13 protein-coding genes are annotated in these 13,529 nt (G+C 63.5%); 1 reads left to right on the forward strand and 12 read right to left on the reverse strand.

Going from position 1 to position 13,529, the window contains the following annotated elements:
* Positions 1–2: 2 nt before the first annotated feature.
* The 12 genes from FNB15_RS16745 to FNB15_RS16800 form a co-directional block, all read right to left on the reverse strand.
* Positions 3–1,082 (reverse strand): imelysin family protein, encoded by a 1,080-nt coding sequence (locus tag FNB15_RS16745; RefSeq protein ID WP_144069799.1) that lies wholly within the window; start codon positions 1,080–1,082, stop codon positions 3–5.
* An 18-nt stretch (positions 1,083–1,100) separates the two neighbouring features.
* Positions 1,101–2,474, reverse strand: coding sequence for a di-heme oxidoreductase family protein (locus FNB15_RS16750; protein WP_246068713.1), 1,374 nt, complete (start codon positions 2,472–2,474; stop codon positions 1,101–1,103).
* 46 nt (positions 2,475–2,520) lie between these two features.
* The gene (locus tag FNB15_RS16755; protein WP_144069801.1) at positions 2,521–3,795 is read right to left on the reverse strand and encodes an imelysin family protein; all 1,275 of its coding nucleotides are present in this window, start codon (positions 3,793–3,795) and stop codon (positions 2,521–2,523) included.
* Positions 3,796–3,826: 31 nt separating this feature from the next.
* Positions 3,827–4,561 (reverse strand): energy transducer TonB, encoded by a 735-nt coding sequence (locus FNB15_RS16760; RefSeq protein ID WP_144069802.1) that lies wholly within the window; start codon positions 4,559–4,561, stop codon positions 3,827–3,829.
* A gap of 5 nt (positions 4,562–4,566) precedes the next feature.
* Positions 4,567–5,025 carry an ExbD/TolR family protein gene (locus tag FNB15_RS16765; RefSeq protein ID WP_144069803.1) on the reverse strand — a complete coding sequence of 153 codons (459 nt, stop codon included), beginning with the start codon at positions 5,023–5,025 and terminating at the stop codon, positions 4,567–4,569.
* 12 nt (positions 5,026–5,037) lie between these two features.
* Positions 5,038–5,718, reverse strand: a complete 681-nt coding sequence (locus FNB15_RS16770; protein ID WP_144069804.1) for a MotA/TolQ/ExbB proton channel family protein — start codon at positions 5,716–5,718, stop codon at positions 5,038–5,040.
* A 167-nt stretch (positions 5,719–5,885) separates the two neighbouring features.
* The gene (locus FNB15_RS16775) at positions 5,886–6,875 is read right to left on the reverse strand and encodes a mitochondrial fission ELM1 family protein (RefSeq protein WP_185973593.1); all 990 of its coding nucleotides are present in this window, start codon (positions 6,873–6,875) and stop codon (positions 5,886–5,888) included.
* Between the two features lies 1 nt (position 6,876).
* Entirely contained in the window at positions 6,877–7,632 is a 756-nt protein-coding gene (locus FNB15_RS16780) for an MBL fold metallo-hydrolase (protein ID WP_144069806.1), read from the reverse strand.
* 7 nt (positions 7,633–7,639) lie between these two features.
* Complete coding sequence (locus tag FNB15_RS16785) at positions 7,640–8,443, reverse strand: TatD family hydrolase (protein ID WP_144258798.1); 804 nt, start codon at positions 8,441–8,443, stop codon at positions 7,640–7,642.
* Positions 8,444–8,450: 7 nt separating this feature from the next.
* Positions 8,451–10,004 (reverse strand): methionine--tRNA ligase, encoded by a 1,554-nt coding sequence (metG, locus tag FNB15_RS16790; protein WP_144069807.1) that lies wholly within the window; start codon positions 10,002–10,004, stop codon positions 8,451–8,453.
* 64 nt (positions 10,005–10,068) lie between these two features.
* Positions 10,069–11,889 carry a tetratricopeptide repeat protein gene (locus tag FNB15_RS16795; RefSeq protein ID WP_144069808.1) on the reverse strand — a complete coding sequence of 607 codons (1,821 nt, stop codon included), beginning with the start codon at positions 11,887–11,889 and terminating at the stop codon, positions 10,069–10,071.
* Complete coding sequence (locus FNB15_RS16800) at positions 11,886–12,434, reverse strand: hypothetical protein (protein ID WP_144257825.1); 549 nt, start codon at positions 12,432–12,434, stop codon at positions 11,886–11,888. The genes FNB15_RS16795 and FNB15_RS16800 overlap by 4 nt, the downstream gene beginning before the upstream one ends.
* Before the next feature lie 85 nt (positions 12,435–12,519).
* On the opposite strand from FNB15_RS16800, the gene FNB15_RS16805 reads away from it, so the two are divergent.
* A complete protein-coding gene (locus tag FNB15_RS16805) occupies positions 12,520–13,527 on the forward strand; it encodes an aspartate carbamoyltransferase catalytic subunit (RefSeq protein ID WP_144257826.1) in 1,008 nt (335 codons plus the stop codon).
* The last annotated feature ends 2 nt before the right edge of the window (positions 13,528–13,529 follow it).

A 13,529-nucleotide genomic window follows, 5' to 3' on the forward strand; every position in this document is an offset into this window, starting at 1 on the left:
GTTCAGTCTCCATCCAGCGCGTTGAAGCCGACCGGGATATCCAGAGCCGGCGGCAGCCGGTCGCCCAGCAGCTTCTTCAGCGCCAGCAGTTCAGCAGCCAGCGCCTCGGCCTGGGGACGGGTTTTCGCGTCCTGCACAGCGGTCTCGAGCGGAACTCTGATCGCATTGGCCGTCGTCACCGATTTGGCGATGCCATCGCGGATCGCGGTGTCGACCGCTTTGTCAGTCACGGCCGGAGAGAAACTGTTCAGATAGAGATCCTGTGCGGCGGCCAGATTCCGCTGGATGTTGCGCAGCGAGCGCTCGCTGCGCCAGGATTCCGCCAGCCGCGGCCGCGCATCCTTCAATGCCGCGCCCAGTGGCCGCGCCAGCTTGTGATCGGCGGCCAGTTCGACAGCCAGGTACAGCGCCTTGAACAGCTCAAGCGTGGCTTCCTGCGGTTCGCGATACGGTGCATCGGGATTCCTGCCGTCCTGCATCACGGCGGCAAAAGCCTTGTCGCCACCTTCCCGCCACGCCGCCTGCGTCTCTTTCGCCATCTGCGCCAGGTTGATCGCAATGGCTTCCACATAGCGGCAGCGGTAGGCCGCGTCTGTACCCGACTTCAGCTTGCTGGCGTCTTCACCAAAGATCAGGCGTTCCAGTGCCGGCAGACCCTGCGTGGCGACGCTGCCCTTGGCCAGCAGTTCCGGGTCGACCGAACCAGACTGGTGCTTCGACAGCAATTCAGCCATCTGCTTGCCTATGGTGTTGCGCGGATCGGGCCAGAATGCAAAGCGCTGGCTGCGGAAGAACCAGTCGATCGGCCCGAAACGCACATGCTGGATATCCTGCCAGGCATCCAACGTCTGACCGAACGCCACCTGCAGATCGGCGACCGGTCTGGTCGCCGGCGCAGCGCAGTAGGACTTGGCCGCGGCATTCAGTCCGGCGGTGGCCGTCACCAGCGCGTCATAGCGCGGCAGGATGTGTTGGTCGATGGCGGCCTTGTTCAGCGCGGCATAGGCGCTCGCCTCCACGGCATGGCCGGGATTGCCGGCGAGGAACAGCAGAACAGCCAGGACGGATGCAATCGAGCGCATGATGAAGACTCCCGGAAACTAAAGCGACTGAATGAAGGCGAGCAGGTCGGCGCGTTCGGCACGGCTCATGCGCTGCACGCGCGCCCTTGCCGCCTCGGCCTCACCGCCATGCCACAAGATGGCTTCCAGCGCGCCACGGGCGCGGCCGTCATGCAGCATCATATCATGCCCACTGACCGTGCGGGTCAGGCCGATCCCCCAGAGCGGCGACGTGCGCCACTGGCGGCCATTGGCTTCACCTTCCGGCCGTTCATCGGCCAGCCCCTCGCCCATGTCATGCAACAGCAGGTCGGTGTAGGGGAAGATTCGCTGCGCTGATTGCTCAGGCCGCGCCGGATCGCGGCCGGTGACGAAGCTCGGTACATGACAACCACTGCAGCCGACCGCCGCGAACAGCGCTTTGCCGCGCAGCACGGCCGGGCCCTGCGGATTGCGCTGCGCCGGCACGCCCAGATTGCGCGCATAAAAAACCACGAGATCAAACATCTTGCGCGGCACTTCCACCTTTTCGCGCGCATCGTCGCCGGTTGGCAGGCTGAGGCAGGCTTTCTGCGTCGGCGTGCAGTCGCCATGCGAGGCCGGCACGAGATGCGTGGAGAGACCGAGATCGGTGGCGAAGGCATCCGCCACCTGGTCGGCAACCGTGGGCATGCCGGCTTTCCAGCCGAAGCGCCCGATCATCGCCCTGCCCTCGGCATGGCTGCGCACGCGGTTCGGCTTGCCGGCAATGCCGTCGCCATTGGCATCCTCCGGATCGGCATGTTTCAGCAAGGCCTCTTCCGGGATCATCTCCAGCAGTCCGAGGCCGATCATCGGCGGCGCGATACGCGGCGAGATCATGGTCTGCCGGTGCATCGGTCCGTAGTTGAGCTCGGTCGCGCCATAGCGCGGCTTGCGCAGCCGCACCACTTCACCATCGGCCAGCGTGACCGGATGTTCGGTATAGGCAATCGTCATGCGGCCTTCGGCCAGCAGGCCGTTCACCGAGAAATTCTGCAACTGCCCGCCATAGGTTGGTTCGGGCGTCGCCGCACGCATGTAAGTCGCCAGCGCCAGACGGTCGGCCTCAGTCTGCGGTGGGATGCTGAGGCGCAGGACCATCGAGGTGGCGGCTTCGTTCGCTGCCGGCGGCCGCCCGCGGCCATCGCGCAGATGGCAGGACTGGCAGCCGCGCGCATTCAGCAGCGGGCCGAGGCCATCCGACGATTTCGTCGAACTGGGCGACGGCACCCAGAGCTTGCGGAAGATTCCGTCGCCAACCTTGAAATCGAGCTGGCGCTCGAATGCCATATTGGCCGAGGGTTGCGAAAACGCGGTGGCATCGAAGCGCCGCACGGTGGCGGCGCCTGCCAGCTGGTCGGAAGCTTCCGCGTGCGCGGCGCCAGCCAGCACCAGACCAGCCCACAGGGAGCCAGCCAGTACCGTGAGCGCGTACCGCTTACTTCTTGCCGACCTTGTCGGGTGCATCGAGGCTGTCCGAACCTTCAAAGGTCGCTTTCAGCTTCAGCGACCCCACGACGCGCTCGAGCATCCTGGTCTGGTCGGTCAGCCGGTCGATAGCAGCCTGGATCACGGCATTACCCTCCGCGTTGCCGTCGGCCAGCATCTGGTCATAGGCTTCCTTGGTCTCGGCACGCTGCTTGATCGCGGTCATCGCATCCAGAGTCGCCTTCAGCTTACCGCGCATCTCGGTATCAAGGTCCGCCGCACCGCCGCGCACCAGCTGGCTCAGGCTGGCGCCCTTCACCATGCTGCCGTTCACGCGCTTATATTCACCACCATAGACATTCAGCATGCCGACGACGTTGTAGTAATGCGAATTGTGGGTGTTGTCGGAGAAGCAGTCATGCTCTTCTTCGGGATCATGCAGCAGCAGGCCGAGCTTCATGCGCTCGCCGGCCAGTTCACCGTAGGACAGACTGCCGATGCCGGTGATCATCATGCTGATGCCGGCATCTACGCCCTTGACGGTCAGCGCCTTGCGCGCTTCGCCGTCTGCGGCCCACTGCTTGGCCATGAAGGCCAGGTCCTCGACCAGAATCTGGGTGGCAACCGACAGATACTGCGCACGACGGTCGCAGTTGCCGTTGGTGCAACCCTGCTTGGCATAATCGGTCCAGGGACGGTTGCCGGCGCCCGGGCCAGTGCCGTTCAGGTCCTGGCCCCAGAGCAGGAATTCCACCGCATGGTAACCGGTGGCTACATTGGCCTCAACACCACCCACTTCATGCAGGTTGCGCAGCAGGCGCCAGTTGATCTGGCTGGTATTCATCGTCTTGCCGCCGAAGCTCAGCTTCTTGTTGGCGATGACGTTAGCGGCATAAAGCGGGTTCTCGTCCGACTCCTCGCCATATTTGCCGGCATCGACATAGTCGATCAGGCCTTCATCGAGCGGCCAGGCATTGACGCGGCCTTCCCACGCGTCGACCACCGGATTGCCGAAGCGGAAAACTTCCGACTGCTGATAGGGAACGCGGGCCGCGATCCAGGCCTCGCGCGCCGCCTTCATCGTCGCCTCCGACGGCCTGGCAATCAGCGCATTTACGGCCTTCTGCAGGTTACGCGCGGTACTGACGGAATCATCGTAGATCGCCTGCGCAATATCGGCATAGGTCTTCAGCACGGCCGCTTTGCCGGTTTCTGCAGCCAGCGCCGGCATACCTCCCAGCAGGCCGAGGCCAAGAATTGCTGCTGCCAGAATTGAGCGGATCATCGGCTCCCCCTGTTTCTTTTTGACTCTGAAACTACTTCAGGAAAAACTGTACCGGGACCACGACATCGAGCCTGGACTTGCCAAGCGATGGCGGAATCGGCGGCAGTGGCGACGCCTTGGCGATCATGCGTTCGACGGCATCGTCCAGCGCATCATGACCCGAACTGCGCTCGATCTTGTACGACATCACGCGACCGTTTTCGTCGATGACAAAGCGCAGATGCGCCACGCCTTCCATGCGGCGCAACTGGGCGCGGCGCGGATATTCCTTGTTCTTCTCCAGCCAGGCCAGCAACTGGGCGTAGTAGTTCGCCTCGGCATCCGGATTGACCACGACGCGTGGCGCCGAGTTCACCGGTGCAGGCGGAGCAACAGCCACCTGCTGCTGCGGCGGCTGGTAGACTGGCTGTGGCGGGGTTTCCACCTTCGGCTGTTCCTTGGGCGGCTGTGGCGGAGGCGGCGGAGCCGGCCGACGCACAACGGGCTTGGGCTTGGGCGGGGGTGCCGGTTCAAGGTCCGGCTCCTCCGACTTCGTTGTGATCGGATCGACTTCCGGCGGTGGTGGCGGCGGCGGGGGCGGTGGCGGCGGAATATTCACCACCTGCGGCTCCGGCGGCGCAGCCGCCAGCAGCAGAACCTCTATGCCCTGGAATTTTTCCTCGGCCTGGATCGGCTTCTGGAAAAACGGGAATCCGAACAGCAGGAACGCAATCGCAGCGAGATGGGCGCTGACCGAGACGACCCAGGATGTGACTGTTGCGCGCATCAGCCTTACTTCGTAGGCGGCGGCGTGGCGCCTTCGGCGACGAGAGAAATCTTGCCGAAGCCGGCCTGTCCGACCTTGCCCATCAGATCCATGATGCGGCCGTATTCAAGCGTCTTGTCACCGCGCACATAGATCACGGTGTTCGCCTCGTTCTCGTTCAGCGCCTGCAGGGCGGCGACAAGATCGGCCTCTTCCACCGGATTCTTGCGGATAAACAGCTTGCCGTCCTTGTCCATGCTGACGACCAGCGGCTCCTTCGGCGGAGTCACCTTGGCGGCGGTCGTCTTGGGCAGTTGCAGCGGCACACCCACCATCATCAGCGGTGCGGCGACCATGAAGATAATCAGCAGCACCAGCATGACGTCGACGAACGGCGTGACATTGATGTCAGAGATCGGCTTATAGCCGTCGAAGCCATCGTTGCTGTAGTCGTTACCGCCGTTGCCGATCGGAGAAATCGCCATGATCAGTTGTCCTTACTGACCTGCCTCGGCCATCGAACGGGGATGCACCGTGCTGCTGCGCGAGAACTGCCGGGCGGCCTCATTGATGGCGACGTTGAAACGCTGCGCCAGACGGCCGAGATCGGTGCTGAACTTGTTGTAAAGCACGACGGCGGGAATCGCGGCGACGAGGCCGAGCGCGGTGGCGAACAACGCCTCGGCAATGCCGGGCGCCACAACCGCGAGGCTGGTATCGTTCGAACCGGCAATAGCCGAGAAGCTGTTCATGATGCCCCAGACGGTGCCGAACAGGCCGATGAACGGCGCGGCAGAGCCCACGGTGGCGAGGAACGGCAGGCCGGGCTCGACCTGGCGCAATTGCTGCGCCATCGCCTGACGCATCACCATTTCGAGACGGACGCGGAATTCATAGCGGCTCTCGCCGGCATCAATGCCGTCCTTGCGCTCGCGCGCAGCGGCATTCAGGATCGCCGTCTGGATGCCCTCGCCGGCTTTCGGATTGCTCAGCAGCGCATCGGCTTTCACAGCGGCTTCGAAATTGCGGGCCGCACGACGCAGCGAGCCGAACCGCACCAGCTTTTCCACCGTGATCGCCCAGCAGGCTACAGACGACAGGACCAGGATCGCCATCACCGCTTGCACGATCGGGTCGGCGTTGATGATCAGCGCCATGAAGGAAAGTTCATGGTTCATCAGTATCTTACTCCTGATTTGCCGCGGTTTTTTGTGCGGCTGCGTCTGTGAGGCCGCCTAGTAATAATGAGAACCGGTCGCAAAATAAAGCGGCTTCGGCCCCAAAAGCGTTATAAAGTATCATAAAAGCGTGGATGCGCGACAAACCGCCTCAGGTGGCGACTGGCTTAAGCCCAGCCGAGCCGGTCGCGGATATCACGGGCGATATGGTCCATATCGTCGATACGGCCATTTTCCCACTGCATCAGGCGGCCATCGAACCACTGGATCAGGCCACGTCGCAGCAGGCTGTCGTAGAACTGTTCAAAGCGCCTGGATCGCCCCGGCAGGCGCGCCACCAGAACCGGTTTGCCGGTCGAGCAGGCTTCCGAAATCATCGAGATCGACTCACTCGTCACCACGATGGCGTCGGCCAGGCCGAGGAAGCCAAAATAAGGGTTTGGTCCCTTCCCGTCCCACAGGATCGCCGGCAGGCTGGCCAGACCGCCACGCAGAATGTTGGCTTCGGCCTCGCCGGTGCGACGAGACACGGTGGCGAGGATGCCGCAGCCGGAACGTTCGGTCATCAGACGGAGCTGCGCGACGAACTCACGCATCCAGTCTTCGTCGAGCGTGTAGTTGCGGTTGCTGCCGCCGACCAGCACAGCCACTCGTGGAGTTGGAATCCGGGCGCATTCGGCGCGCAGCGCCGCGGCTCCGCTCTCCAGCTTGAATTTCGTAACGCGATGCAATGCGCCATTGGTCAGCAGCACATTCGGCCCACGCACATGGTCGTGCTCCGGCACCACCAGGATATCCCAGTGGCGCGGATTGCTGCGCGGATCCTGGGTCAGTACGGTGCGTGTCTTGCCGCCGCTCGCCTTGCGGATCGCCAGCGCGGCGAAGGCCGCCTTGCGACCACTGGCGATCAGCAGGTCGGGCCAGCCTTGTTTCGCGACCTGCGCCATGATCGGCGTCAGCGTATCCGGGCTCAGCGCCCCCATGCCGGCGAATACCGGATGCATGGGCAACCAGCGTTGCGGCGCGCGCAGCGCCACCTCGAAGTTTTCGGGCATGGCGAAGCCTTCGGTGGTGAACAGCGCCTCGGCCAAGCCAAGCGCCTGGCTCTGCATCCCTGCTGCACCACGTTCCGAGATCGCCCAGATCGTCTTCAACATGTCAGCAGTGCAGCACCATGCCGTCATAGGCGGGTTCGACGCCTGGCGGCAACTCTGCTTTCAGCTTGTTATAATCGAGATCGATATGCAGGTTGGTCAGCACCGCGCGTTCGACATCCAGCCGCGCGATCCAGCCCAGCGTCTGTTCGACATGACTGTGCGTTGGATGTGGCTCATGGCGCAGCGCATCCACCACCCAGAGCTTGATGCCTTCCAGTGTCGCAAAGGCTGCGTCATCCAGCGCCACGACATCGTTGGAATAGGCAAAATCACCGCAGCGGAAACCCAGCGAGTGAATCGCACCATGCTGTTGGCGGAATGGAATCACCTCGAGATCGCCGACCGTGAACGGACCGTCGATCGTCTTCGGCTCAAGAATCGGCGGATAGCCGTCGCCCATCTTCTGGAAGCAATAAGCGAATTTCCTGGTCAGGCGCTCATGCGTGAAGGCATCGGCATAGCCTTCGATGCGCTTTTTCTGGATATAGGCCAGCGTGCGCAGATCATCGATGCCATGCGTCTGGTCAGCATGGTCATGCGTCCAGGCGACAGCAGTGACCCAATGGAAGTTGTTCGCCAGAAACTGGCTGCGCAGATCGGGGCTGGTATCGATCAGCAGGCGCGTCTCGCCCTGCTCGATCACGATGGAGCCACGGCTGCGCCGGTTCTTCGGCTCGTTCGGATCACAGGCGCCCCAGTTGCCGTCGATGCGCGGCACGCCTACCGATCCTCCGCTGCCCAGGATAGTGATCTTCATGCGCGAGTCAGGCCGCCCGGCGGTCGCTGACCGCCTCGTGCGGCACCTTGTCGAACAGGCGCAGGAAATTCGCCGTGGTCGTCTCCGTGATCTCTGACACACCGACACCCTTCAGCTTGGCGAGGAAGGCCGCGGTATGCGCCACGAAGGAAGGTTCGTTGCGCTTGCCGCGCATGGGAACGGGCGCGAGATAGGGCGCGTCGGTTTCCACCAGCAGGTTCTTCATGGGCAAGGCCTGCGCCGAGTCCTGAACGGCGCGCGCCTTGTTGAAGGTCAGGATGCCGGAGAACGACACCATCATGTCATGGCGGACTGCCAGTTCGGCGAGCGGCTGGCCCGACGAGAAGCAGTGCAGCAGGCCCTTGAACTTGCCCTTGGCCATCTCTGCATCGAGGATGGCCGCGGTATCGTCGTCGGCATCGCGGGTATGGATCACCACCGGCAGGCCGGTTTCGCGTGCGGCCACGATATGCGCCAGGAAGCAGGTCTTCTGCGCGTCACGGTCGCTGTGTTCATAGAAATAGTCGAGCCCGGTCTCGCCCAGCCCCACCACCTTGGGATGTTTGGCCAGCTCGATCAGCCTGGCGGCGGCGACATCGACATGGTCGTCAGCTTCATGCGGGTGGATACCGACAGTGCAGTAGACATCCGGATAGGCTTCGGCCACCGCCAGCACGCGCTCGAACTGATCAAGCCGCGTCGAGATTGTCAACATCAGGCCAATGCCGGCCTGCCGAGCGCGCTGGATGATCGCATCGCGCTCCTCAGCGAAATCGGGGAAATCCAGATGGCAATGGCTGTCGATCAGCATTGCCATCTCAGACACTCGCAACCGCTTCGACATGACGCGGGAACACGCCCTGCGGCGTCGGCAGCGGCGTACCGGCACGCAGACGGCCAGGTTCGCCCAGATGCGCGAAGCTGCGTGCGGCTTCCGATACGCCAAGCTGTTCCAGCATCTTCGCCGAGGCCTGCGGCATGAAGGGCTGCGACAGGATCGCCAGCTGGCGGATCGCTTCCAGCAGGCACCACAGCACGGTCTGCATGCGCGCCGGATCAGTCTTGCGCAACGTCCAGGGCGCTTCAACGTCGATATACTTGTTGGCGGCATCCACCAGGTCGAACCACTGCTGAAGCGCGACATGGATCGACTGCTCGTCCAGCGACGCGCGCATCTGCTCGATCAGGCTGTCGGCCTGCGCCAGCAGCGCGTCGTCGGCATCGTTCAGCGGACCTGGTGCGGGCACGGACGCATTGGTGTTCTTGGCGCAGAAGCTGAGCGTGCGCTGGGCCAGATTGCCAAAGCCATTGGCCAGTTCGGAGTTGATGCGACCGACGACGGCGGCTTTGCGGAAATCGCCGTCATTGCCAAATGGCACTTCGCGCATCAGGAAATAGCGCGTCTGGTCGAGGCCGTATTCCTCGATCAGCTTGAGCGGGTCGATCACGTTCCCGAGCGACTTGGAAATCTTCTGGCCTTCATTGGTCCACCAGCCATGTGCGAAGACGCGCTTCTGCACCGGCAAGTCAGCGGCCATCAGGAAGGCCGGCCAGTAGACCGCATGGAAACGCAGGATGTCCTTGCCGACCATATGCAGGTCGGCCGGCCAGAACTTCGTGTAGGTCGCGCTCTCGGTATCCGGATAGCCGGCGGCAGTAATGTAATTGGTCAGCGCATCGAGCCACACATACATGATATGTGCTTCATCACCCGGCACCGGGATGCCCCACTTGAAGGTGGTGCGTGACACCGACAGGTCCTTCAGCCCGCCCTTCACAAAGCTCATCACTTCGTTGCGGCGGCTGGTCGGCAGGATGAAGCCGGGATTGTCCTCGTAGAACTTGATCAGCCGGTCGCCCCAGGCAGACAGGCGGAAGAAATACGACGGCTCTTTCACCCATTCGACCGGCGCGCCCGACGGCGCCAGCTTCTGGCCGTTCGGACCATCGGTCAGTTCGTCTTCCTGGTAGAAGGCTTCGTCGCGCACGGCATACCAGCCGGCATAATCGCCAAGATAGATGTTTCCGGAGGCGACCAGCTGCTGCCACAGCGCCTGTACGGCGGTGACATGCCGCGTCTCGGTGGTGCGGATGAAGTCGTCGTTGGAAAAATTCATCGTCTTGGCGAGATCGCGGAAGCTCAGGCTGACGCGATCGCAGAAAGTCTTCGGATCGATGCCGGCTGCTTCAGCCGATTTCTCCACTTTCTGGCCATGCTCGTCGGTGCCGGTCAGGAACATCACGTCGTAGCCATCAAGGCGCTTGAAGCGCGCCAGCACGTCGCAGGCAAGCGAGGTGTAGGCATGCCCGATATGCGGCTTGTCGTTGACGTAGTAGATCGGCGTGGTGATGTAATAGTTTTTGTGGGTCATTGGCTTAAACTAGGGTCTGGGCGCCGGCCAAGCCAGCGGCGGGCCCTTGCTAACACCCGCAGGCCTATTTTGCCAGCAATTCGAGGCCCTTGGCGACCGCCTCAAGCTGGCTTTCCGCGCCCCGGTCATGGCTGCGCCGGAAAATCCGCATGCCCGCGTACCAGGGCGTGCCCTCGCCTTCCGCCATCAGATAGAAAAACAGGCTGCGGCCGGAAGCCGGCGCCAGCAACCAGACCGGACGGCCCAGCGAGCCGGCAAGATGCGCGGTGATATTCGACACCGTGACGGTCAGGTCGAGCGCGGCAATCTGGTCGGCCAGTCCGGCCAGATCGTTCTTCGCGTCGATCCCGGGATCGACGATGTAGCGGTCGCCGAAAAGCGACCGCAGCGCGGCATGCTCCTCTGGCGTCGCGCCATATTGCAGGCAGACGAAACGCAGCCCGGCAATGGCCGCCAACGGCGCCAGTTCCGGTATGCTGAGCGACTTGGCTGCGCCGAGCGTCGGATTGGCGCTGCGCCACGACAGGCCGACCAGGCGATCGCGGCTGTCGCCCCGGTATTTGCCGGCGAGCGCATTGCTGCGGATCGGATCGGCGCGCAGGATCGGCTTGCCAGGCGGCGCGGTGACAGCAAGATCACCGAGCGGGCGATGCCCGTCGAACTGGCGTTGCAGCAACTCCGGATCGGCATGCGTGCCCTCGGCTGCGAAGTCGATCCCGGCAAAGCTGCGCTGCAGCAACGGGATCAGGCGGGGATCGGTTTCCAGCGTCACCTTCGCGCCGTCTTCGATCAGCGCCGGCAGGAACTGCAGCAGCATCAGGCGGTCGCCCAGCCCCTGCTCGCCCCAGATCAGCAGGCGCTTGCCGGCAATGTCATTCTCGGTCCAGACCGGCCAGGGCCAGGCGCGGTGCGGCAGTGGCGGCATGGCCTTGCGCCAGCGCCAGGCATAGGCTTGCCAGCCGGCGGCGAAATCACCCGCCGTCAGCGCGGCCAGGGCGTAATTCCACTGTGTCTCCGCATCGTTGGGTTCGCGCGCCAGCGCATCGCGATACAGCTGCCGCGCCTCATCGATCTGGCCAAGGCTGTGGCGCGCCTGGGCAAGACCGGCGACAGCTTGCGGATGCCCATTCGTCAGCGCCATCGCCTGCTGCAGCAACAGCACGGCGTCAGCCGCCTGCCCGGTCTCGCGCAGCGACGCCCCCTTGTTGATCAGGGCGGCGGGATAGTTCGGCCGCAGCGCCAGCGCACGCTCGAAATGCGGGAGCGCCGCAGCGTGATCATCGCTGGCGGCATGGAGGCTGCCCAGGTTGTTGTGACATTCGGGCGCCTGCGGTGCATGCTGTACCGCGCGTTCGGCCGCCTGTTTTGCGGCGGGCAAATCGCCCATGGCCTGCAGGCAGGTGGCAAGCTGCAGCCAGGCCCCGGCATGATCGGGGCGCACGGCCAGCAAACGGCGATAACCATCGGCCGCGGCAATCCACGCAGACGCCGCACGCTGCGTTTCGGCCCAGACATAAAGCACGTCGGGATCTTTCGGCGCGAGCTGCCGCGCTTTTTCCGCGGCCTCGCGGGCTGCCTCATGCGCGCCATAGGTCAGCAGCGCTTCGGCATAGCTGATCCACAGACCCGACTGGCCGGGGTTGCGGTCGAGTGCATGGCGCAGCAGCGGAATGGCATCGCCGACGCGGCCGCCCTGTACCAGCAGGCGGCCCAGCAGATTATAGGCATCGAGCGTATCGGGGGCCGTCTGCAGCACCAGCCGATACAGACGTTCGGCCGTGGGCAGGTCACCACGCCGATGTGCTTCCAGCCCGGCCTGCAGATTTTGCAGGTCAGTCTGTGCGGTCGCCGCCGGCATGGTGTCGGACGGCGGCGGGGCGCTCATGTCTCGAAACGGAAGTCTGGAACGTCGATGCAGCGATCGAGCAGGCGTTTCAGCCGCCCCATCACTTCTTCGCACAGCCCCGCCATCGCTTCCGGCACCAGTTGCGGCGGTACTTCAGGCAGGATTTCGGCCTGGAACTGCGCCAGCACATCATGCTGCATCAGGAAAACGGCCTGGGCGAAGAAATTGATCATGTCGCGCTTTTCCAGCGCGACCAGATAGGCCCCCATCGCCTTCAGCAGGGCATGGAGGGCGCGCACCTTCACGGCGGTCACTTCGTGCAGGATCGGCTCGCGCGTCGCCGGCGGCAGGTTCTCCAGCTTGCTTTCGATCACATCGCAGAAAGACAGGAATTCCTGCACCCGGCGGAACCCGTCGGCGTAGTCCGAAAACGACAGGATCGTCGCCAGCGTGAACATGCGGGCGGTCACGCCCTGTACCTCATTGGCGCGGCCATTCAGCACCTGCAGCAGGCGCACGGCCTGACTGGCGATATCGGTGCCGCCGGCAACATCGACCTGATTCTGGCTAAAGTCCTGCATCATCGAAATCAGCTAAGCAGAAAATGGTTAAAGCTTTGATTGCCGGTTCATTGCCCGCCGGGGCACTTTTATGTATGGTGCATTTTTAATGTCTGCGAGTCGCACTCCCCCCGCCGAATCCGCCGGCCTCCGGCCGCTGCCACCATTTTCTCATCGGCATCTCCTTGGAATCGAAGGGCTTTCCGCCCAGGACATCCAGACGCTGCTGGACCATTCCGACCGTTATGTGGACCTGAACCGGGCGGTCGAGAAGAAACAGAGCAGCCTGCGCGGCCGCACCATCATTAACCTGTTCTTCGAGAACTCGACCCGTACCCGCACCAGTTTCGAGCTGGCCGGCAAGCGGCTGGGCGGCGACGTCATCAATATGTCGGTCGCCACCTCCTCGGTGAAGAAGGGCGAGACCCTGATCGACACCGCCATCACCCTGAATGCCATGCACCCCGACCTGCTGGTCGTGCGGCACCAGGATTCCGGCGCGGTGGCGCTCCTCGCGCAGAAGGTCGGCTGCAGCGTCATCAATGGCGGCGACGGCAGCCACGAGCATCCGACCCAGGCCCTGCTCGACGCCCTGACCATCCGCCGCCGCAAGGGTCGCCTGGAAGGCCTGTCGGTCGCCATCTGCGGCGACATCCTGCACAGCCGGGTGGCGCGCTCGAATATCCACCTGCTGAACACCATGGGCGCCCGCGTGCGCCTGATCGCCCCGCCCACACTGCTGCCGGCCTTTGCCGAACGGCTTGGTGTCGAGGTCTACCACGATATGCGCAAGGGCCTGACCGACGTCGATATCGTGATGATGCTGCGCCTGCAGATGGAGCGTTTCCACGGCTCCTTCGTGCCATCGACGCGCGAGTATTTTCATTTCTACGGCCTCGACCATGAGAAGCTGGCGTTTGCCAAGCCCGATGCGCTGATCATGCATCCCGGCCCGATGAACCGCGGCATCGAGATCGATACCGAGGTGGCTGACGACATTCATCGCAGCGTGATTCACGAACAGGTCGAGATGGGTGTCGCCGTGCGCATGGCCTGCCTCGAATTGCTGGCGCAGCACAAGCCGAACTGGCGTCACTCCACGCCGGCCGGAGCATGAGT

Origin of the sequence: Ferrovibrio terrae, from assembly GCF_007197755.1 — a bacterium.
In the GTDB taxonomy this organism is placed as follows: Bacteria; Pseudomonadota; Alphaproteobacteria; order Ferrovibrionales; family Ferrovibrionaceae; genus Ferrovibrio; species Ferrovibrio terrae.